A 24,904-nucleotide genomic window follows, 5' to 3' on the forward strand; every position below is an offset into this window, starting at 1 on the left:
TCAATACATATGATTTCATTTTATTATTTTACCAGCAATCCGACAATGCAAAATAAATTATCTTAACCCTTTAACTCCATGAAAAAGGCAACCAGACCGCATCCAACAAGGAGCGGAGGTTGCCTTTCCAAAATTATCTTTTGCGAGACGAACGCACACGTTCTTGGCGCATGATCTGCGCTTCGTGGTGCGAATCAGCCTGCTCCACCGCCTGTGCCAGTTCGGCGATGGTGGTTTTTTCGAACAGGTCACGCAGCGGCAGCGCCACCCCAAACTCTTTTTGTACGCGGGCGATCAGCTGTGTCGCCATCAGCGAGTGTCCGCCGATGTGGAAGAAGTTGTCGTGGACGGAGAGAACCTCCGGCTCCAACTGCAGCAGTTCAGCCCACATCGCGGTCAGCAGCCGCTCCGTCGGCGTTTGCGGCGCGACGTATTCGCGCTGCGGCGCTGCGGCAAACGGTGCGGGCAATGCCCGGCGGTCGATTTTGCCGTTCGGAGTGCGCGGCAGGCGGTCGAGCGGCACGATGTGCCCCGGCACCATGTAGGCGGGCAGGGTTGCGCGCAGGAAGCTGTGCAACGCCTCAGTTTCGGGCAGGATGCCCCCAACTGCAACCACATAAGCGAGCAGTGTGTTGTCGCGGGCGATGACGACCGCCTCGCGGATGCTGTCGTGCGCAAGCAGGGCAGCTTCCACTTCACCCGGCTCGATGCGGTAGCCGCGCACTTTCAGCTGCTGGTCGAGGCGTCCCTGGCCAAGCACCGTGCCGTCGGGGAGGAAGCTGGCCAGGTCGCCCGTTTTGTAGAGCGTACCTTGGCCAAACGGATGCGGGATAAAACGCTCCCCGGTCAGCTCCTCGCGCCCCAGGTAGCCTTTTGTCACCCCGATGCCGCCGATGTGCAGTTCGCCGGCGACGCCGATCGGCACCGGCTGCAGGTGACGGTCGAGGATGTACAGCTCGCAGTTGGCGAGCGGACGGCCAAGCGGAACGGTGGTCAAGCCGCTCTCCCGCACTTCATAGCCGGTGGCGTAGACGGTCGCTTCGGTCGGGCCGTAGAGGTTGAAGACGCGGGCGGTCGTCTGCGTGTGCAAACGGTCGGCCAATGCGGAGGGCAATGCTTCGCCGCCGAGCAGAATTTTTTGCAGGTTCTGAACGGCAGCCAGTCCTTCGGCGTTAGAAGTAAACGACCAGAGGAAGGACGGCGTGCTTTGCAGCATCGTCGCGCGGTGGCGTTCGAGCTGGGCGCGAAAGGAGTACGGGCTGTTGCTGACGCCCGCTTCGATGATTTCCCGTTCGGAGAGCAGCACCACTTTGGCGCCGCTGGCCATCGTCCAGAACAGCTCCGGGACGGAGATGTCGAAGCCGATCGAGGTCACGGCCAGCATCACATCGTCTGCCGTGCAACCGACCATTTGATCCATGCCGGTGAAGTGGTTGACGGCGTTGCGGTGCGTGACCATGACGCCTTTGGGCAGACCGGTGGAGCCGGAGGTGTAGATGATGTAGGCGAGATGATCCGGCTGCACGGGGCTGGTAACGTTGGGATGGAGCGCGTGCCCGTGCCGCTCCTCGCTGGTCACAGCCAGCACGTGCGCGTCTTGGGACGGCAATTGGTTGGCAAGAGCGGGCTGGGTCAGGATCGCTTTCGGCTTGGCATCGGCGATCATGAAGGCCAGCCGCTCCGGCGGGTAGTTCGGGTCGAGCGGGAGGTACGCGCCGCCCGCTTTGTGCGCGGCGAGCAGGGCGATGACCATTTCCGGCGACCGCTCCATGCAGATGCCGACGAGATCATCCGGGCCGACGCCCATTGCTTGCAGCTGTGCGGCAAGCGCGTTGGCGCGGCTGTTCAGCTGGGCGAAGGTGATTTCTTGATCCTCAAAAACAAGCGCTATCGCAGTCGGCGTCCGCTCGGCCTGCTCTTCGAAGAGCTGATGAAGGCAGGCATCTTCGCGGTACACGGCTTCGGTGTTGTTCCAGTCGCGAAGCATCATCTGCTGCTCCGCTGGCGAAAGGAGCGGAATCTCTTGCAAAAGTTGCTCCGGGCGCTGAACGACACTCTCCAGCAGCGTTTGGAAATGCGTGATCATCCGGGTGATCGTGGCGGCGTCAAAGAGATCGGTGTTGTACTCCCACTCTCCGATCAGGCCATGCTCCCGTTCGCTCATCGCCAAGGTGATGTCGAACTTGGCCGTGCCGGAATTCAGCTCGACCGTCTCCAAGGTCAATCCGCCCGGCACGGTCAGCTTCATCGGCGCGTTGAGCATATTGAACATGACTTGGAACAAGGGCGACACGCCCATGTTGCGTTCCGGCTGGAGCTCGGCGACCAGTTTTTCGAACGGCAGATCTTGATGCGCAAAAGCATCGATCGAAGTCTGGCGCACTTGTTGCAGCAGGTCTTGGAAGGTCAGGCCGTCCTCGACGCGCCCTCTCAGCACCAAGGTGTTGACGAAGACGCCAATCAGCTCTTCCGTCTCGCGCAGGCTGCGTCCGGCGATCGGCGAGCCGACGAGGATGTCGGTCTGTCCCGAGTAGCGGGCGAGCAGGGACTGGAAGGCGGCGAGCAGCGTCATGTAGAGCGTTGTGCCTTCACGGGCGCTCAACTGCTGCAGAGCGTCGGAGAGCCCTTTGGACAAGGTGAAGCTTTGACGTGCGCCGCGATAGGTCTGCATGGCAGGACGCGGACGGTCGGTCGGCAAGGCGAGCGGTTCGTGTGCGTCGCCGAGCTGCTGTTTCCAGTAGGCCAGATGGCGGTGGAGTTCGGCCTGCTGCCCGGGCAGCTTTTGCCAATGGGCGAAGTCGCCGTATTGGAGGGGGAGCTCGGGCAGCGGACTTGCTGTGCCTTGCGAGAACGCGGCGTAGAGCTTGGCGATCTCGGAGATCAGCACGCCAAGCGACCAGCCGTCAGCGATGATGTGGTGAATGACGAGCACCAGAATGTGCCGGTCGTCCGCCATGCGCATCGCGGTGGCGCGGAGCAGCGGGCCTTGCTGCAAGTCGAAAGGCTGACGAGCCAGTTCGTCTGCGAGGCGGGCTGCTTCCGTACGGCGCTCTTCGTCGGGCAGGGCGCGGAGGTCCTGCTGGCCAAGCGTGAGAGACAGCTCCGGAGCGTAGCCGACGTAAGGCTCGCCGTCTGCCAGACGGAACGTGCTGCGCAGCGTTTCGTGGCGCGAGATCACCTCGTTGATGCTCTCTGTCAGGAGGTCGAGATCGAGCGGGCCGGTCATCTCCAAGGCGGCCGGGATGTTGTAGACCGCCCCATGGGGTGCCAGCTGTTCCATGACCCAGATGCGCTCCTGCGAGAAGGACAGCGGGGAGTTGGCTTCCGGGCGGCGCGGGATCTGGGACGTTTGGGTGCTGGCAGAGGTTGCAGCCGGTGCGGTCTGCTTCGCGATGATTGCTGCCAGTTCGGCTGCCGTCTCCCGTTCGAACAAGGTGCGCAGGGGCAGGTCGATGCCAAATGCGCTGCGCAGGCGCGACATCAGTTGCGTGCCAAGCAGCGAGTTGCCGCCGAGCTGGAAAAAGTTGTCGTGGATGCCGACGCCTTGAATGCCGAGCAGCTCTTGGAAGATACCGATGATCGCCTGCTCTTCGCGATTGGTCGCCCCGGCATACGCGGTGGACAGATGCGGGCGGGCATGGCCGGTGTCGAGCATTTGGGTGCTGGTGTCTTCCTCTTCCCGGATCAGATGTGCGCCGGAAGAGGGCTGGGCAGCCGCGCCTTTTTTCGCTTGAATCCAGTAGCGTTTGCGCTCGAACGGATAGGTCGGGAGCGGCACGCGCAGGCGTTGTTCATGCGTGTACAGACCCGGCCATTTGACCGCGACGCCGGACAGCCAGAGCTGGCCGATCGTGCTGAGCAGGAAGGAGGTGTCGCTGCGCTTTTCGTAGGCCGGACGCAAGGTCGGGAGGACGATGCGTTCGCCGTTTGTTTGCAGCTGCAGGGCAAAACTGGTCAGGGTCTGCCCCGGCCCGATCTCCAGCAGGAGCAGATTGGGATCTTGGCATAGTTCGCGCACCCCGTCTGCGAAACGCACGGTCTGACAGAGGTGGCGTGCCCAGTACGCCGGGTCGGTCGCCTCTTCTGCGGTGATCCAGGTGCCGGTGACATTGGAGACAAACGGCGTTTTGGGTGCCTGCGGTTGGAAGCTGCGCACCAGTTCTGCAAACGGCTCTGCGATCGCTTCCATCATGTGCGAGTGGAAGGCGTGTGACGACTTCACCGGCAGGCAGGCGATGCCTTGGGCGAGCAAGGTTTGTTCCAAGCGGGCAACCGCTTCTTTGGTGCCGGATACCACGCAGTGCTGCTGCGTGTTTACCGTTGCCAGCGACAAGTCGCTGTTCAAGAGCGGGCGAAGCTCCGCCTCGCCCATCGGCACCGCCAGCATCGCCCCTTGGGGCAGTTCTTGAATCATCTTCGCGCGTTGCGCCACCAAGACGAGCGCGTCCTCCAGCGAAAACACGCCTGCCACGCAAGCGGCGACATATTCTCCAAGCGAGTAGCCGAGCAATGCCTGCGGACGAATGCCCCATTCCAGCAAAAGTTGGGTCAGCGCATACTCGATCACAAACAGCGCCGGATGGGCATATTCGGTCTGGTTCAACTGCCCCAAGTCCGCTCCTTCCTCGCGTCGCAGCATCTTGCGCAGGTCAAAGGCTGGTGTTTCCTGGCCTGTCGGCCGTTGGGTTTCGCCCACCCCATTGGGGTATAGTACTTCTTTCAACTGAACATTTAAGTGCGTCTCTAAAATCTCGCAACACTGGTCGACCACACGCTTGAAAACAGGCTCCGTCTCATACAGCTCGGACGCCATTTCCACATAGTGATCGCCTGTGCCTGCAAACAGGAATGCTACCGGACGCGCATGATCGGTCAGGTCGGCATGCCCTTGCATCAGGCGACGCGGATGCAGGGTATCCAGCACCTCCAGCGCATCTTCGTGGCCGGTCACGACCAGCGCCAGGCGGTGTGCGAACGGGCGGCGTCCCAACTGCAGTGTGAAGGCCACGTCGGCCAGCTTTTGCTCAGGATGCTGCGCCAAGTGCTGCTTCAGATTCGCGGTCGCCGCTTCCAGCGCCGTTTCCGTTTTTGCTGACAGCACCAGCAGGTGCGCCGGACGCAAAGACTCACTGCTCTCCTGCAGCGGAGCCTCTTCCAGGATCGCATGCGAGTTCATCCCGCCGAGTCCAAACGAAGACACCCCCGCCCGGCGCGGCAGCTCGCCGCGGCTCCAGTCGCGCAGCTCTGTGTTGACAAAAAACGGCGAACGCTCCCAGTTGATCTTGGGATTCGGATTGCGGAAATGCAGGCTCGGCGGCAACTGCCCGTGATGCAGCGCCAGCACCGTCTTGATAAATCCGGCCGCCCCGGCCGCCGCATCCAGATGCCCGATGTTGCTCTTCACCGAACCGATCGCGATAAACCGCTCCTTCTTCGTAAGTGTCCGATACGCCTGCGTCAACGCGGTCAGCTCGATCGGATCGCCGAGCGGCGTCGCCGTCCCGTGCGCTTCAATATAAGCCACGCTCTCCGGCTCCACGTCCGCTTTTTCCAGCGCCTTTAAAATCGCCGCTTTCTGCCCGTCTACGCTCGGCGCGGTATAGCCGACTTTGCGCGACCCGTCATTGGTGACCGCCGAGCCTTTCAGCACCGCCATCACCCGGTCCCCGTCGCGCAGCGCATCCTCCAGCCGCTTCAGCACGACGATCCCGGCCCCGCTGCCCGGCACGGTGCCCTGCGCATCCGCATCAAACGTCCGGCAATGCCCGTCCGGCGACGAGATCCCGCCTTCGACATGGAAATACCCGTTCTTCTGCGGCACCGCAAGGCCCACCGCGCCGGCCAGCGCCATGTCGCAATCGCCATTGCGCAGACTCTGCGCCGCCTGATGAATCGCCACCATCCCCGTCGAGCAGGTCGCCGACACCGCATGGCTCATCCCGGTCAGGTTCAGCTTGTACGCCACCCGTCCGACCATATGGTCCGGCCCGTTCCCGATCATCACCGTATGCTCGCCGACCGACGCCGCCAGATGGCGATTGGGCACCAGATTGACCAGCAGATAACGGCTTAAGCCCGCCCCGCCAAACACCGAGATGTCCCCGTCAAACGCTTCCGAGTCATACCCGGCCGTCTCCAGCGCCTGCCAAGCCGTCTCCAAAAAGATGCGGTGCTGCGGGTCCATCACTTCCGCCTCACGCGGATTGATGCCAAAAAAGTCGGCGTCAAAATACTCGATATCGCCCAAATACCCGCCGGCCTTTACATAGTTGGGAGCCTGCAGCACATGCGGGTCATGCCCCTCCGCCAGCAATTCCTCATCGGAAAACTGCCGGATCGACTCCACCCCATCCTGCAGATTGCGCCAGAACGACTCCACATCGGCCGCCCCCGGAAACCGCCCGGCCATCCCGATCACCGCGATATCCTGCTTTTCCCCGGTGCGCTGTGCATCCTGTTTCTTGCTGCCCCCATCGTTCGCGTCCGCCTCTGCCTGCACCGCCTCCGGTCGCTGTGCCGCAAAATGCTCAGCCAGCTCTTTGACCGTCGGATACTGGAACAGCTGCACGACGCTGATCTCAAACTCATATTTCTCCTGCAGCCTGCGATGCACGCGCATGATCGCCAGCGAATGCCCGCCGAGCTCAAAGAAATTGTCATACAGCCCGACCTGCTCCACCTCCAGCACTTCCTGCCAGATCGCGGCGATGCCTTGCTCCAGCTCGCTTTGCGGCGGCACATACAGAGCGTCCGACACCGGGCTTGTCGTCTCCAGCGCCACCAGCTTCTGCCGATCTGTTTTGCCGTTGGGCGTCAGCGGCAATTTTTCCAAAAACGCAAATGAGCCCGGCACCATATACACCGGCAGCGCCTCCTGCAGATAGCGCCGCAACTCCTGTGCGTCCACCGCGTCGCCGGAACTATCGGCCACCACATAGGCGGCCAACCCGTCCCCTTTCGGCATCACCACCGCTTCCAAAATCTGCGGATGCTGCGTCAAGAGGGCCTCGATCTCGCCAAGTTCCACCCGGAACCCGCGAATCTTCACCTGATGATCCAAGCGGCCCAGATATTCAAACACCCCGTCCGGCTGCAATCGCACCAAGTCGCCCGACTTGTACAGCTTCCCAGCGCCAAACGGATTGGCGATAAACTTCTCTGCCGTCAGTTCCGGCCGGTTGTGATAGCCGTACGCCAGCTGCACGCCGCCGATATGCAGCTCTCCGGCCGCCCCAAGCGGCACCGGCTGCAGATGCTTGTCCAGCACATACAGCTTCGTATTGGCGATATGCCGGCCGATTGGAACGGTCTTGCGAGAACTCTCCCGCTCACAGAACCAATAAGTCACATCGACCGCCGCTTCGGTCGGCCCGTAGAGGTTGTGCAGCTCCACATGTGGCAGCCGCGCAAACACCCGCGCCTGCAAGTCGGCCGGCAGCGCTTCCCCGCCGCACAAGATCCGCCGCAAGGACGTGCATTCCTCAATCCCTTTCTCCTCCGCAAACATCTGCAGCATCGACGGCACAAAATGCAAGGTCGTCACACCCTGCTCCTTGATCACCTCGCGCAGGTACGCGCTGTCCTTATGCCCTTCCGAGCGCGCCATGACGATCCGCGCCCCGACCATCAGCGCCCAGAACAGCTCCCAGACCGACGCGTCAAACGACACCGGCGTCTTTTGCAAAATCCGGTCCGACTCGGTCAAACGGTACGTCTCCTGCCGCCACAAGATCTGATTCACAATCGCTTTGTGCGGCACCATCGCCCCTTTGGGCTTGCCTGTCGAGCCGGAGGTGTAAATCATATAGGCCAGCCCGTCGGTCGGCACAGCAAGCGCCGGATTGGCCGCGCTCTCCCCAGAGAAATCCTCCCGATCCACACAGATCACCTGCGTCCCGGCCAAGTCGGGCAAGCGTTCCAGCAAATATTCCTGGGTCAGCAGTACATTCACCTGCGCATCTGCTAAAATGTACGCCACCCGCTCCGGCGGATTGGTCGGGTCGATCGGCACATACGCCCCGCCCGCTTTGACCACCGCGTACACCGCGACCAGCATCTCGATCGAACGCTCCATGCTGACCCCGACAAACTCATTCGCCTGCACGCCGAGCTTCAGCAAGCGCGACGCGAGGCGATTCGCCCGCTCGTTAAACTCGCGGTAGGTCACGCTTTCCTCTTCGAACACCACCGCCACGCGGTCGGGCGTCTTTTCCGCCTGCTCTTCAAAAAACGCATGCAGCGTCAAGTCCTGGTACACCGTCTCCGCCCCGTCATTCCAGACTTCCACGACTTGCTTCTGCTCCGCCTCGGTCAGCAGGGGCAGATAGGCCACCTTTTCATGCGGATGATTTACGATGCCTTCAAGCAACACTACGAAGTTCGCGCTGATCCGTTCGATGGTAGCAGGGTCAAACAGATCGGTCTTGTACCGCCACGTGATCAACAGCCCGTCTGCCGCGTTGATCACTTCCAGCGCCAGGTCATATTTGACCGCCTTGATTTCCAGATCCACGAGCGATGTCGTGAGCCCCGGCAGTTCGATCGGCGCGACCTGATCCCGCAGCACAAACATCGTCTGGAACAGCGGTGATACGCTGATGTCGCGATCCGGCACCAGTTCCTGAATCAACATATCAAACGGCACTTCCGCATGCTGATACGCTTCCAGCGCCGTCTGGCGCACCTCAGCCAGCAGTTCCAAAAAGGTCGGGTTGCCAGCCAAGTCGCTGCGCAGCACCAGATTGTTTACGAAAAATCCGATCAGTCCGTGCACATCGGGCTGGTTCCGCCCGGCGATCGGCGAGCCGACCAGCACATCATCCTGCCCCGTATAGCGGGACAACAACACCTGATATGCGGCCAAGAGCGTCATAAACAGCGTCGCTTGCTCCTTGCGGCCCGCCTCCTTGATCCGCTCCGAAAGCTCCTGCGACAGTTTCACCTGCACAGAATCCCCCGCATCGGTTCGGTGCGGCGGACGCGGGCGGTCGGTTGGCAGCTTCAGCACCGGCAGCTCGCCGCCCAGCTTCTCCCGCCAATACGCCATGTGCTCGTCCAGCACGCCCGTCTCCAGATCGTCGTGCTGCCATTGTGAATAATCTGCATACTGAATCGCCAACGGTTCAAGCGGCGACTCCTCTCCGGCCGCAAACGCCGTATACAGCGCCGACAGCTCGCGGATCAGCACGCCGGTCGACCAGCCGTCCGAGACGATATGGTGTATGACGACCATCAGCACATGCTTTTGCTCCGACAGCTTGTACAGCGTCATCCGCACCAGCGGCACCGCTGCAAGATCAAACGGCCGCACCAATTCCTCATGCGTCAGCCGCTCCACAGCCGCGTGCTGCTCATCCAAAGGAACGTTGCACAGATCCACCGTGACCAGTTCCTGCTCCCGCTCCGTATGCACTTTCTGCATCAGCTGCCCGTCCAGCATGCCAAACGACGTGCGCAGCGACTCGTGCCGGTCCACGATCTCGGTCAGCGCCCGGCCCAATGCCTCCTCATTCAAATCTCCTTCTATCTGAAGCACAGCCGGGATATGATACGCCGAACTCCCTGGCAGCACGCCGTCAGCCAGCCACAGCCGCTGCTGGGCGAATGACACAGGAAATGCATATAAGACTGCCATTTATTTCCCACCCTCTCGGTTCATAAATTAATTAATTGCAATGGATTAGCTTCATTTTAGTATTGAAGGCAAGAAAAAAGCAATCGACACTCTGCAAGAGCGCGATTGCTTTTTTTGGCATTATCGTGTGACCGCGAGAGGATGGATGGAAGCGAGCGTCTGCTTGACCTGTACAGCCAGTTCGATCACCTGCGGCCTTTCCATCAAGTTGTGATGGTCGGCATGGATCGGGATCACCTGCAGGCTGCCAGCCGTGCGCGATTCCCATTTCCCGGCGTCGACCAGCGGTGTCGGGATGACCGGCGAAACTTCGCTCGCCCGGTAGAGGAACATGTCCGCCTGCACCGGGCCGGTGTATTGGTAGCTGCGGGCCGCGTGCTGGTTCGCTTCGGTGACACGGACGATGCGCATCGTCCCTTCGATCGTCGCATCTTCAGGCAGGAAGTTGCGCGCTCTGGCTTCCGCGACGAACAGTTCGGCCGCTTCCGCTTCGGTCAAGCCTTCGAACTGCGCCTCTTCCAGCCCGATCAGGACGGCCCACTCGACCAGGGCGCTGCGCTCCGCCTGCAGATCCGGGTAGGCGTGGCCGAGCGGACGGACATCGAGCAACCCCAAGAAATCGACCGTCTCGCCGGCCGCTTCCAGCAGTCGCGTCATCTCAAACGCCACCGTACCGCCAAACGACCAGCCGCCCAAGCGGTACGGGCCGTTCGGCTGCACTTCGCGGATCTCCTGCAGATACCGCCCAGCCATCGCCTGGATCGAGGTCAAAGGCTCCTCTTCCCAGTCGATACCTGCCGAGTTGATGCCATAGACGGGCACTTCAGCGCCAAGTTCGCGCGCCAGTTCGAAGTAACACATCGAACCGCCGCCGCCCGGATGGACAAGGAACAGCGGCGGCTGTGCACCGTCGCCTTCTTGGATCAAGGTCAGGCAGCTTCTGCTCTGCGTGTTTCCTGCCCGCAAGTATTGCGCATACTCGGCGATGGTCGGACGCTGGAACAGCACGGCCAGCGGAACCTGTACGCCAAACTGGGCGGACACGGCGTTACCGAGCATAACGGCGAGCATCGAGTGGCCGCCGATGTCAAAGAAGTTATCGAAAATGCCGACGGAGTTGATCCGGAGCACTTTTTCCCAGATCTTGACCAGTCCGGCCTCGACCCAATCGCGCGGCACGACGCCCGTCTCCAATGCGCCATGCGCAAGATCGGGCTCCGGCAGCCGTTTACGGTCCGTTTTCCCGCTTGGCGTGAGCGGCATGGCGTCCAGAAAGACATAAGCAGAAGGAACCATGACCAGCGGGATCTTTTCTTTGACAAACGCCAGCAGGTCACGTGCGGAAAGGGAGTTCGGTTCGGTGAGCACAGCGTAGGCGACCAAACGTTTCTCCTCCGTTGTGCGGCCGTGCACGAGGACGACCGCTTCCCGCACCTGCGGATGCGCCGCGACCGCCGCTTCGATCTCGCCAAGCTCCATGCGCTGGCCGCGGATTTTCACCTGATCGTCGGTGCGGCCAACAAATTCCAAAATGCCGTCCGGCAGCCAGCGCACGATGTCGCCGCTGCGATACATCCGCGCCACCGGGTCGCTCACGAACGGATTGGGGACAAAGCGTTCGGCGGTCAGCTCCGGCCGCTGCCAGTACCCGCGAGCCAATGCCGGGCCTCCGATATGCAATTCCCCGGCGACGCCGACTGGCACTGGGCGCATGTGTGCATCCAGCACGTAGACCAGCGTGTTGTGGAGCGGACGGCCAATCGGGACAATTTTGCGCTGACTTTCCCGCTCGCATTGCCAGAAGACCGCGTTGATCGTCGACTCGGTCGGCCCGTAGCGGTTCCAGAGCTTGGCGTTCATCCGCTCAAAGAAGCGTTCCTGCAGCTCAAAGGGCAATGCTTCACCGCCGCACATCACATGACGCAGCGATGTGCACGACGTGAGATCTTTTTCTTCGAGGAACAGTTGCAGCATCGACGGGATGAAGAAGGCAGCCGTCACCTGCTCCTTCGCAATCAGTTCGACGAGATAGCTTGTGTCCATCTGACCGCCGGGACGGGCGATGATGAGCGCCGCCCCGACCGACAGCGTCAGGAAGATTTCCCAGACGGACGCATCGAAGCTGAACGGCGCTTTGTGCAGCATACGGTCGTCTGCGATCATCTGGTAGTCGCGCTGCATCCAGTTCAGGCGGGTGTCCACAGCATGATGCTCGATGATGACCCCTTTCGGCTTGCCGGTAGAGCCGGACGTGTACATCAGGTACGCCATGTTTGTCGGGGTCACGCCGCTGAACACGTTCTCCGCGCTTTGCAGCGGCAGTTGCGGGTCCTCGTCGATGACGAGCACCTCGAGCGACGCCGTGGGCAGCGTCTGCACCAACTTCTTTTGCGTCACCAGAACCGGCACGCCGGAATCTTCGAGAATAAACGCCAGGCGTTCGCTCGGATAATCGGGATCGAGCGGGACATACGCACTTCCCGCTTTTAAGATGCCAAGCAGGCTGATGATCATCTCCGGCGTGCGCTCCATGCAGATCCCAACCGGCACTTCCGGACCCGCGCCAAGACTTTGCAGGCGGTGTGCCACCTGGTTGGCTCGGCGATTGACTTCGCCATAGGTGAGCGTTTGCCCCTCGAAGACCAGCGCAACGCGGTCCGGGAAGCGTTCGGCCTGCTCTTCGAACGGCTCGAACAGGCATTTGGCGTCGCCGTAATCGACTGCTGTGTCGTTCCATTCGACCAGTATCTGCTGCTCCTCCGCCGGGGTGAGCAGTTCCAGCTCGACCAGCTTTTGCTCCATGTTGCCGGACATCGATTCGAGCACGGTCTGGAAATGCCCGAGCATGCGCGAGACGGTTGCGTCCTCGATGCGGCCAGCGTCGTATTTGATCTGCACGACCAGTTCCCTGCCTGGCCCAACCAGAACGGTCAGCGGAAAGTTCGTGCTGCTCAGCACGTCGAGCGGCTCGACTCCGATGTCGCCCCAGCGGCTGCCGTCCCCGTGATCTTCCGGGAAGTTCTCCACGACGACGATGCTGTCAAACATCGGCTTGCCTTGGCGCAAACCGCTCCATTCCTGCACTTTTACCAGCGGGGTGTATTCAAAGGAGCGAATCTCAGTCTGCCGCTCCTGAATCCCCTGCAGGTACGAGACGACATCGATCTCCGGTGTCACCTGTATCCGCAGCGGCAGGGTGTTGATAAACATGCCGATCATCCTGTCCACCCCAAGCATCTCGGCCGGACGGCCGGAGAGGGTGGTGCCGAACAGCACATCTTCCTCTCCGCTGTATAAGTTGAGCAACAGCGCCCACGCGCCCAGCGCGATCGTGTTCATCGTGATCTTGTGCTGTTTGGACAACGCTTGCAGCGCGGCGGTCGTCGCTTGCGACAGCTTGAAGTGCTGCTGTCCAAACCGGTGCGCCTGCTCCTGTTCGCCTTCGATCATCGGCTGCCCTGCATAGCCTTGGAGCATGCCGCGCCAGAACGTTTCCGCATCGTCGAGGTCCTGTTCCTGCAGCCAGGCAATGTATTCGATGTAAGGCGGGCGCTCCTGATATTCGGGCACCCTGCCGGCTGCCAGCGCACGGTAGCCTTCGCTCACTTCCTGCAGCAAAAGCGACACGCTCCACCCGTCCAACAAAATGTGGTGCGTCGTGCACAGGATTCGGAAGCGCTGCTCTGTGAGCCGGATCAGATGCAGGCGTAACAGCGGCTCTTCTGTAAAATCAAACCCGCGTTTGCGTTCCGCCTCCAACAGCCCCTCCAGTTTCCCTTCCTGCTCGTCCGCCGGGAGACCACGCCAGTCATGTTCCTGCCACGGCAGTTCGGCATCTTTGAACACAACTTGCACGGGCTTTTCGAGATCCTCCCAGAAAATCGCGGTGCGCAAGACGGGATGCCGTTCCAGCACACGCGCCCACGATTTTCGCAAGGCTGCAACGTTTAGATCTCCTTGCAGTTCATGGTACATCTGAATGATATACATCCCGGTTTCCGGCGAGAGGAGAGAGTGAAACAACATGCCTTGCTGTAAAGGGGACAATTCGTAAATCGATTCAAGGTGTTCCATCTTTATCTCCTTTTCTTCGACGCCAGTTTCAGCATCAGCGTGTCAAGCGAGCGCTGGCTCAATCTGGCCTCTTTGAAATCGGACGGCGTATACCCGCCCGCGCCCGGCGACATGCAGTGCCCGATCAGGCCGCGCAATGCCTGCATGTATAGCTCGGCCAGCCGTTCCATGCTTTCTGTGCGATGCAAATTGGAGCTGTACTCCCATTCGATCGTCAGCTGTCCTTGCGTCACGACGGCGAGGATCTGAATCTGATGGCTGCGCGTCCCGACCGGACTGCGCTCCTTGCCAAATGCTTCTCCTGCGCCGGTGAACAGCGCGCCTGTTTCCGACTCCTGTTCAAACTGCCCCAGGTAGTTAAAGCTGATCTGCGCCGGTTGCTGACTGCGCAGCTGTTCGGCCGTGTCATCGTCGCGCAAACTGCGGAGCAGGCCGTAGCCGATGCCTTTGTTTGGAATCTGACGAAGTTGCTCTTTGACCGCTTTGATCGTGTCGCTTTCCGACGCTTCCACCGAACCGGCTGCGAGCAGTACCGGGAATTGCGTGGTGAACCAGCCGACGGTGCGGGAAAGGTCCGCTCCGTTGCCCAGATCTTCCCGGCCATGCCCCTCGAGATCGATGCGCACGGCATTCTGTCCCGTGCTTTTTGCCATCGCCCGGGCCAAGGCGGCCAAGAGCAGGTCATTGATCTGCGTGCGGTATGCTTTGGGCGCTCCTTTGAGCAGGTCTTGCGTCTCGGTGACGCTCAAGCGCCGGGAGACTTTTTGAACGGAGCTTTCGAGATTGGCTCCGTCCGGGAAATCGACCGGATAGACGGCCGTCTCTTGCTTCGCCTGGGTCAGCCAGCTCTCTGCCTCTTTGCTCAAACGCTTCGTCTGCGCGTATTCGACCAGCATCTCCGACCAGCGCTTAAACGAAGTCGTTTTCGGCGGCAAGGCAACTAGCTGTCCTTGCAGGAGTTGCCGGCATGCCGTCTGCAAGTCTTCCAGCACGATACGCCAGGACACGCCGTCCATCACCAGATGATGTATCGCAAACAAGAGACGGCCTGCATGACCTGAGCCGAGGTCGAAGTACACCGCTTTTTGCAGGGGTCCTTCCAAGGAGAGGCTGGTCTGCAACTGCGCTCCGCTGGCTTGAATCGCCTGGGCTGCTTCCGCTTCCGAGCGGTCGGAGAGGTCGACGATGTCAAACGACAGGGCTTGCGGCTCGGCATGATCTTGCTTCCAGACCGCCCCGGTTTTGGTAAATCGCAGGCGCATGGCGTCATGATGCAGGACGACCGCCTGCAGCGCCTCGCGCAAAATGGGAGCCGTGACCGAGGAATCGACCGCAAACAGGGCCGACATGTTCCAGTGGTGCGGTTCGGGAAGTTTTTGCTCGAAGAACCAGCGCTGAATCGGCAACAGCGGAACACTTCCGCTCACCAGCCCCTGCTCCGCTTGCGGCGTCTGTTCCTGCGCCTTGGCGACAAGGGCGAGTTGGGCGATCGTCTGGTGCTGGAAAAGCTGCTTCGGGGTCAGGGACACCCCGGCGCGCTTCGCTTTGGCGATGATTTGAATGCCGATGATCGAGTCACCGCCCAGCTCAAAGAAGTTCTCCTGCACGCCGACCCGTTCGAGACCAAGCACTTCCTGCCAAACTTCTGCCAGCAACAGTTCCATCGGCGTCGACGGCGCGGCAAAGGAATTCCGTTCCTCCGAGCGCTGACGATCGGGTGCCGGCAGGAGCTTGCGGTCGACTTTGCCGTTGGAGGTAAGCGGGATGTTCTCCAGCAGAACGAAGGCGTGCGGCACCATGTAGTCGGGCAGCGCCGCCAGCAAATGTTCCCGCAGCCGGGCGGTGGACAGCTCTGCGCCCTGCGCCGGAATGATGTAGCCGACCAGACGTTTCACGCCCGGCACGTCTTCGCGGTCGATGACGATCGCCTCTTTGACATCCGGGTGTTCGAGGATCACCGTTTCGATCTCGCCAAGCTCAATGCGGAAGCCGCGAATCTTCACTTGGTGGTCGATACGGCCGATAAACTCCAGCTTGCCGTCCGGCAGATAGCGCACCAGGTCGCCCGTCTTGTACAGGCGGGCCGTGGTGTCTTCCTTGCCGAACGGATGGCGGACAAACCGCTCTTCGGTCAAATCCGGACGGTTCAGATACCCGCGCGCCACACCTGCCCCGCCGATGTACAGCTCGCCCGGCACACCGATTGGCACCGGCTGCAGCGCGGAATCCAGCACGTACAGCTCTGTGTTTGCAATCGGGCGTCCGATCGGAATCGCCCCGGCCGTCGTATCATCGGCCGGCACATCGTACACGACGCAGCCGACCACCGTTTCGGTTGGGCCGTACTCGTTGTACAGCTTGGTGTGCGGCGCATGCTTCCGCCAGAAGGCGATGTCTTCTCCGGTCAGCTGCTCGCCGCCGATGACCAGCCCTCGCGCCATCTTCGCCGCTTCAGTGCCGGTCAGGGTCTGGCTGAGCAGTTTGAGATGCGCCGGAGTCAGTTTGATGTAGGTCAGATTTTCCTCTTCGCGCAGTACTTGCACCAGGCTTTCCACCCCGTCGTCCTGCGGCACGATCAGCACTTTTTGCCCGATGGCAAGCGGCGCGAAGATCCCGGTGATCGTCAGGTCGAAAGCGATCGACGAGTGCACCGGCACGCCTGTGCCCAACTTCGCCTCGTACGCTTCCGTACACCAGTTGAGGTAGTTGCTCAGACCTCCGTGGCGGATCATCGTCCCTTTCGGACGGCCCGTCGAGCCGGAGGTGTAGATCATGTAGGCCAGATGATCGGCTTCCACCGCCGCCTGCAGATTGGCTGCGCTTTCGGTGGCGATGTCCTCCCATTCGCTGTCGAGCAGGATCGTCTTCGCGCCGTGCGCATCAGGCAGCACGCCAAGCAAGTGCGATTCGGTCAGCAAAAGCGGCACTTTTGCATCTTCCACCATGTAGGCGAGACGGTCGCTCGGATAGGACGGATCGAGCGGCACATACGCGCTGCCCGCCTTCAAGATTCCGAGCAGGCCGACGGCCATCCACAGCGAGCGGTCGACGCAGATGCCGATAAAGACATCCGGCGCCGCGCCGTGCTGTTGCAGGCGGCGGGCCAGGCGATTGGCGCGCTCGTTCAGCTCGCCGTAGGTGAGGAACTCTCCTTTGCAAGAGACCGCCACCGCATCGGGGGTGCGCTCCGCCTGCGCTTCAAACATCTCATGGAAATGCAGGTTGTGCGGGTAGGCGACCGCTGTCTCGTTCCAATCGACGAGCAGTTGCTGACGCTCCACAGCGGTCAACAGCGGCAAGGTCGCGATCGGCTGGTCCGGGTCGGCTGCGATCCCTTCGAGCAGCCCCAGAAAATGTCCGGCCATCCGCTCGATCGCTTCCCGGCCAAACAGGTCGCGGTTGTATTCAAAATAAGCGATCATCCCGTCGGCCGACTCTTGCATAGCCAGCGTCAGGTCGAATTTGGCATGGTTTTCTTCAATCGCCACCGGCTCCAGCTTCACGCCGGCCATCTCCGGCTGCGCGGAAGGCATGTTTTGCAGCATAAACATCACTTGGAATAGGGGCGAGTGCGCCAGGTTGCGCTCCGGCTGCAGCTCATCGACCAGTTTTTCAAACGGGATGTCCTGGTGCGTGTACGCTTCCAGCGTTACGTCTTTCACCCGCCCGACCAGCTCGGCAAACGAAGGATTGCCGGTCAGATCGGTGCGCAGCACCAGCGTGTTGATGAACATCCCGATCAAAGCTTCGAGCTCGCGGCGGCCCCGTCCGGCGATCGGCGAGCCGATCAGCAGGTCGTCTTGCCCGGTATAGCGGAAGAGCAGCGTTTTAAAGGCGGCCAGCAGGGTCATGTACATCGTCGCGCCTGTACGCTGGCAGATCTCCTGCAGCTTGTCCCGCAGTTCGGCAGACAGATGGAAGCCGTGCGCCGCTCCGTTATGCGTCATCTCCGCTTTGCGCGGGCCGGAGATCGGCAGTTCCAGCACAGGCAGGCTGCCGCTGAGCTTTTGCTTCCAATACGCGAGCTGTTCTTCAAACACATCCCCTTGCATCCAGGCGCGATGCCAAGCCGCAAAGTCGGCGTACTGAATCGGCAGCGGTGCGAGCTGATGCTCGCGGCCTTGCACGTGCGCTTCATACAGCTCGGCGAGCTCCTGCAGGAACACGCTCATCGACCAGCCGTCCGAGACGATATGGTGCATGTTGAGCAGCAGCAGATGGTCCTGTTCCGACAGGCGGATCAACTGCGCCCGCATCAACGGCCCTTGCTCCAGGTCAAATGGCAGCATCGCTTCGCACTTTGCCAGCCGCAGCGCTTCCGCTTCCCGCTCCGCAAAGGGGAGCGCGGTCAGCTCAATCAGCGGCACTTCAATGGTGAGCAGCGGCGCAATCACCTGCGCAGGCTGAATGTCATCATAGATAAACGTCGTGCGGAGCGCTTCATGACGGCGGACGATTTCATTCAAGCCCGCTGTGAGCGCCGGCACGGACAGCTCGCCTTGCAGGCGGAACGGATGCGCCATGTTGTACATCGAACTGCCCGGCGTAAAGCGGTCGAAGAACCACAAGCGCATCTGCGAGAAGGACAGCGGCAGACGACCGGTCCGGGAAACGGGCTGAATCGTCCCCTGCTCCTCCGCAACCGGCACGGCAGACTGAACCTGCCGAACGAATTCGCTTAGGTCTTTGGCGGCAAACATGCTGCTCAAAGGCAGACGCACGCCAAACTCTTCCTGCACGCGGGACATCACCTGCGTCGCGAGCAGCGAGTGACCGCCAAGTTTGAAAAAGCTGTCCAGCAGGCCGATCGCTTCGATGCCCAGCACTTCCGCCCAGATGGCGGCCAGACGCTGTTCCAGAGCGGAGCGCGGCTCGACAAACGGAGTCTCTGCGGTACGGGTCTGCTGCGGCGCCGGCAGCGCTTTGCGGTCCACTTTGCCATTTGAAGTCAGCGGCAGAGCGGTCAGCGGCACAAACGCGGACGGCACCATGTAATCGGGCAGCAAGGCAGCCACTGCGATCCGCAGCGCTTCCAGGTCCTGCTCCTCCCCGCTGACGACGTATGCGACGAGACGCTTATCGCCTGGCACGTCTTCGCGGTCGATGACGATCGCCTCTTTGACATCCGGGTGTTCGAGGATCACCGTTTCGATCTCGCCAAGCTCGATGCGGAAGCCGCGAATCTTCACCTGATGGTCGATGCGGCCGATAAACTCCAGCTTGCCGTCCGGCAGGTAGCGCACCAGGTCGCCCGTCTTGTACAAACGGGCTGTGGTGTCTTCCTTGCCGAACGGATGGCGGACAAACCGCTCTTCAGTCAAATCCGGACGGTTCAGATACCCGCGCGCCACACCTGCCCCGCCGATGTACAGTTCGCCCGGCACGCCGATTGGCACCGGCTGCAGCGCAGCATCCAGCACGTACAGCTCTGTGTTCGCAATCGGGCGTCCGATTGAAATTGCCCCGGCCGTCGTATCATCGGCCGGCACATCGTACACGACGCAGCCGACCACCGTTTCGGTTGGGCCGTACTCGTTGTACAGCTTGGTGTGCGGCGCATGCTTCCGCCAGAAGGCGATGTCTTCTCCGGTCAGCTGCTCGCCGCCGATGACCAGCCCTCGCGCCATCTTCGCCGCTTCTGCGCCGGTCAGGGTCTGGCTGAGCAGTTTGAGATGCGCCGGAGTCAGTTTGATGTAGGTCAGATTTTCCTCTTCTCGCAATACCTGCACCAGGCTTTCCACCCCGTCGTCCTGCGGCACGATCAGCACTTTTTGCCCGACGGCAAGCGGCGCGAAGATCCCGGTGATCGTCAGGTCGAAAGCGATCGACGAGTGCACCGGCACTCCTGTGCCCAACTTCGCCTCGTACGCTTCCGTACACCAGTTCAGGTAGTTGCTCAGACCTCCGTGACGGATCATCGTCCCTTTCGGACGGCCCGTCGAGCCGGACGTGTAGATCATGTAGGCCAGATGGTCGGCTTCCACCGCCGCCTGCAGATTGGCTGCGCTTTCGGTGGCGATGTCCTCCCATTCGCTGTCGAGCAGGATCGTCTTCGCGCCGTGCGCGTCAGGCAGCACGCCAAGCAAGTGCGATTCGGTCAGCAAAAGCGGCACTTTTGCATCTTCCACCATGTAGGCGAGACGGTCGCTCGGATAGGACGGATCGAGCGGCACATACGCGCTGCCCGCCTTCAAGATTCCGAGCAGGCCGACGGCCATCCACAGCGAGCGGTCAACGCAGATGCCGATAAAGACATCCTGCGCCGCACCGTGCTGCTGCAGGCGGCGGGCCAGGCGATTGGCGCGCTCGTTCAGCTCGCCGTAGGTGAGGAATTCCCCTTTGCAAGAGACCGCCACCGCATCGGGTGTGCGCTCCGCCTGCGCTTCAAACATCTCATGAAAATGCAGGTTGTGCGGGTAGGCGACCGCTGTCTCGTTCCAATCGACGAGCAGTTGCTGACGCTCCACAGCGGTCAACAGCGGCAAGGTTGCGATCGGCTGGTCCGGGTCGGCTGCGATCCCTTCGAGCAGCACCAGAAAATGCCCGGCCATCCGTTCGATCGTCGCGCGCTCAAACAGGTCGGTGTTGTACTCCAAATCGGCGATCATCCCGCCCTCCGTCTCCTGCACGGCGAGGGAGAGATCGAATTTGGCATGCTTGTAGCTCGCGTCCTCCTGGGTGACGGTCACGCCGCCCAGCTCCAACGATTGCTGCGCGTTGTTCTGCAGGATAAACATCGACTGGAACAGCGGCGAATAGCTTCTATCCCGCTCCGGCTGGAGCAGCTCGACCAGCTTTTCAAACGGAACATCCTGATTGGAAAAACCGTTCAGGCAGCTCTCGCGGACTTTTTGCAGCACTTGCCGGAAGGAAGACTCCCCGGACAGGTCGGTGCGGAAGACCAGCGTATTCACGAAAAATCCGATCAATTCTTCGATCTCCGTCCGGTTGCGCCCGGCAACGGGGGAGCCGATCAGGATGTCATCCTGTCCTGTGTAGCGGTGGAGCAGCGTTTTGTAGGCGGCGAGCAGCGTCATGAACAGCGTGGCGCCTTCCCGTCTGCTCAACTCCTGAATCCGCTGCGCCGTGGCTGCCGGGATCGGGAAGGTCAGATAGTCTCCGTTATACGACTGCACGGGAGGGCGCGGATGATCGGTCGGAAGCTGCAGCACAGGCAGGGTGCCCGCCAGATGTTGCTGCCAATATGCCTCCTGCGCTTTCAGCTCTTTGCCCGCTGCCAACTGCTCCCGCTGCCAGGCCGCAAAGTCGGCGTACTGAATGGCGAGCGGCGGCAACGGCGACGGTTCGCCCGCTGAGAAAGCCCGGTACAGCACCGATAATTCGCGCATGAAGATCGACGTCGACCAGCCGTCCGACACGATGTGGTGCAGATTCAGCACCAACAGATGCTCATCCGCCGCCAATCGAATCAGCAGGGCTCGGAACAGCGGCCCATGCGTCAGGTCAAACCCGCGCCCCGCTTCCGCATCGGCCGCCCGCTTGGCCTGCTCCTCCCGCTGGGCAAGCGGGAGATTGGACAGGTCGAGCACGGTCAGATCAAACGCCGACACCTCTTGAATCTGCTGGATCAATTGCCGGTTCACTTCTGCAAACGTCGTGCGGAGCACTTCATGGCGCTGGACGATCTCCTGCAAGGCCTGCTCCAGCACCTCCGTCTGCAGGCTGCCCTGCAAGCGGCAGATCATCGGAACGTTATACACCGAGTTGCCGGGGTCAAGACGGTCGAGAATCCACATGCGCTGTTGCGCAAAGGACAGCGGGGCGGTACCCGCCGCCCGCTTTTGGATCTCCTCCGCTTGTTCCGCCTGTTTTCCGCCGCGCAGCCGGGCTTCCAAAAGCGCCTGTTTTGATCCGGAAAGTTTCGAGCGCCGCGTAGCCGGAAGGTTTTTCGTTGTCACTCTTTTCAACTCCTAACTCTGTCAGCCTCTTACTCTTCCGTGCCGTCTTCCTCGTCAAACTCTTCCAGCAACAGGTCTTCCATCGCTTCTGCGAGCTCCAAAATGGTCGGTTTTTCAAACAGAACGCGCAGTGAAACGTTGACCTCCAGCGCTTTGCGCAAGCGCGAGATCACCTGCGTCGCCAGCAGCGAATGTCCGCCCAAGGCAAAGAAGTTATCGTAGACGCCGATCTTTTTCACGCCAAGCACTTCCGACCAGATCTCCGCGATCAGCTCCTCGACCATCGTCTCCGGCGGCGCGAATTCGGTTTCCAGCTCCGGGCGCGACTGATCGGGAAGCGGCAATTCCTTGCGGTCCACCTTGCCGTTCGCATTGAGCGGAAATGCTTCCAACGGGATCAAAAACGCCGGCACCATATATTCGGGAAGCAGTTCCTTCAAATATTTGCGAATGTCGGACGGCTCGCCAGCCTCGCCAGCTTGAAGTGTATAGTAGGCGAGCAGGCGCTTGACGCCAGGCTCTGCTTCATGAGCGATGACCACGCTCTCTTTGACCGCCTGATGCTGATCGATTGCCGATTCGATCTCACCCAACTCCACGCGCATCCCGCGCAGCTTGATCTGATTGTCTTCCCGGCCGAGGAACTGGATCGAGCCGTCTTCGCGGTAATAGCCGCGGTCGCCCGTCTTGTACATGCGCTCGCCCGGCACAAACGGATTGGCAATAAACGCTTCTGCAGTGCGCTCCGGGTTGTTCAGGTAGCAGCGGGCCAGACCAACGCCTGCCAAATACAAGTCGCCGGCCACGCCGATCGGCACCGGCTGCAGATGCTTGTTCAAAATGTAGACTTGGTTGTTGTCAATCGGACGGCCGACTGCGACCACCTCGGTGGCGCGAACATCCGCTTCCGAGCAGATGTGAATCGTCGAGTCGATAGAAACTTCGGTCGCGCCCCACGTGTTGGTCAGGATGCCGTTCATCCGTTCGAGGAACAGGCGCACCGTATCGGGACGCAGCGCCTCGCCGCTGGAGACGACGACGCGCAGGCAGTTCAGCTGTGCCCGGTCTTCCGGCGTGATCGTGTCGAGCACCATGTTCAACATGCTCGGCACAAACTGCAGCACGGCGACCTGCCAGCGAATCGCCGCATCGAGGATCGCCCGCGGGTCGCGATGCACCACCGGCTCCAAGAGTGCAATTCTCGCTCCGACCATCAGCGGCCAGTAGAACTCGACTGCCGCATCATCGAAGGTTAGCGTCGTCTTCTGCAGCACGCTCTCTTCCGCTTGCAGCCCGTGCTGGCGCTGCATCCAAGCCATGCGGTTGACCCAGCCGCGATGCGTGCTGGCTACCCCTTTCGGCTTGCCGGTCGAGCCGGACGTGTAGTAGATGGACACCAGATGCTCCGGGGTGACGTCCACAGCCGGACGATCGGTCGCCTGCCGGGCGATCTTTGCCCAGTCGGTGTCGAGGAACAGCATCGTGCAGGCGTCGGTCGGCAGGTTCTCCCGCAGGCGCTCCTGCGACAGGCAGACCGGCGCGTTCGCATCGGTCAACACCTGATGCATGCGCATCGCCGGCGCTTCCGTGTCCAGCGGCAGGTAAGCGCCGCCCGCTTTGAGGATCGCGACCAGCGCGATGACCAGCTCCAGCGAGCGCTCGATGCAGACGCCGACCGCCGTATCCGGGCCAACGCCCATCGCCCGCAGCTGGTGAGCCAGCTGATTGGCGCGGGTTTCCAACTCTGCATACGTCATTTCTTGTTCCCCGTAGACGGCGGCGATGTTGTGCGGCGTACGCTCCGCCTGCTGTTCGAACAGTTGGTGCAGCAGGAGATGCTCCGGGAACTCAACCGCCGTATCGTTCAGGCCGAACAGCAGATGTTCACGCTCTTTGCCGGTCAGGATCGACAGTTCGCCAACCGGCAGATCGGGCTGTGCCGCGATCGATTCGAGCAAGGTCACAAAGTTGCCGATCATTCTGTGCGCCGTCTTTTCTTCAAACAGGTCGGTGTTGTACTCCCACACGCCGGCCAGACCGTCCGGCGTCTCATGCATGCCGAGCGACAGTTCAAATTTTGCCACCTCCAGCTCCAAAGGCTGAGGATGCACAGTCAGCTCCGGCCATTCAATCGGCTGCAGCGCGTCGTTTTGCAACGCGAACACCGCTTGGAACAAAGGCGCGTGCCCCATGCTTCGCTCCGGCTGCAGTTCCTCGACCAGCTTTTCAAACGGCACGTCCTGATGGCTGTACGCACCCAGCGTCGTCTCTTTGACCCGCCCGAGCAACTCGCGGAACGACGGTGCGCCTGACAAGTCGGTGCGCAGCACCAGCGAATTGACGAAAAAGCCGATCAAGCCTTCGATCTCCGCGCGGTTGCGTCCGGCGATCGGCGAGCCGACGATGATGTCTTCCTGGCCGCTGTAATGGTGGAGCAGCGTTTTAAATGCTGTCAGCAGCGTCATGTACAGCGTTGCGCCGGCGCTGCGGCTGATCGCCTGCAGCCGTTCGGTCAACTCCTTGGAGACGGCGAACTCAATGCTTGTGCCATTGTACGTCTGCTGCGCCGGGCGCAGATGATCGGTCGGCACTTGCAGCACCGGGAGTGTGCCGCCGAGCTTTGCTTTCCAGTACGCCAACTGTTCGGCCAGCACATCGCCTTCCAGCCAGTCGCGCTGCCAGATCGAAAAATCGGCATACTGAACGGGCAGGTTGGGCAGCGCGCCAGATTCGCCGCGCAGCAAAGACGTGTACAGCGCAGTCAATTCCTGCAGCAGCACGCCAAGCGACCAGCCGTCCGACACGATGTGGTGCATCGTGAGGAGCAGGGCATGATCGTGTTCAGCAAGGCGCAGCAGGTTCGTGCGCAGGAGCGGACCCTGCCCCAGATCGAACGGAAGGTGTGCGTACGCGCGGATCAATTGCTCGGCTGCCGCTTCCCGCGCACTTTCCGGGCGGTCGGTCAGATCTTCAAACTGCAGCGGGATCTCCACCTGTTCGTGGATGACTTGCACCGGTTCACCGTCTTCGGTGGCAAACGTGGTGCGCAGCGACTCATGTCGCTCGATGATCTGCTCCAGGCTCTGTTCCAGCGCCCTGATGGAGAGCTTGCCTTTCAGGCGCAGCACGAGCGGAACATTATACAGCGCGCTCCCCGATTCAAACTGATCAAAAAACCAGAGCCGCTGCTGGGCAAAAGACACGGGAAGCGCAACCACTTCCTCCTCTTCTGCGAGCTGGCCGCCTTGCAACTGTGCTTGCTCAATACTCATGATCT

At 61.2% G+C, this 24,904-nt stretch carries 4 protein-coding genes; all 4 read right to left on the bottom strand.

The window, feature by feature from the left end; translation table 11 throughout:
• Positions 1-133: 133 nt before the first annotated feature.
• A complete protein-coding gene (locus tag CBW65_RS22930; protein WP_087458874.1) occupies positions 134-9,634 on the bottom strand; it encodes a hybrid non-ribosomal peptide synthetase/type I polyketide synthase in 9,501 nt (3,166 codons plus the stop codon).
• Positions 9,635-9,754: 120 nt separating this feature from the next.
• Positions 9,755-13,708, bottom strand: a complete 3,954-nt coding sequence (locus CBW65_RS22935) for a non-ribosomal peptide synthetase (protein ID WP_087458875.1) — start codon at positions 13,706-13,708, stop codon at positions 9,755-9,757.
• Between the two features lie 2 nt (positions 13,709-13,710).
• On the bottom strand, positions 13,711-21,627 hold the full coding sequence (locus tag CBW65_RS22940; protein ID WP_087458876.1) for a non-ribosomal peptide synthetase: 7,917 nt from the start codon (positions 21,625-21,627) through the stop codon (positions 13,711-13,713).
• A gap of 29 nt (positions 21,628-21,656) precedes the next feature.
• Positions 21,657-24,899, bottom strand: a complete 3,243-nt coding sequence (locus tag CBW65_RS22945; RefSeq protein ID WP_087458877.1) for a non-ribosomal peptide synthetase — start codon at positions 24,897-24,899, stop codon at positions 21,657-21,659.
• Positions 24,900-24,904: the final 5 nt, after the last annotated feature.

The sequence above is a fragment of the Tumebacillus avium genome (assembly GCF_002162355.1).
Lineage (GTDB): Bacteria > Bacillota > Bacilli > Tumebacillales > Tumebacillaceae > Tumebacillus_A > Tumebacillus_A avium.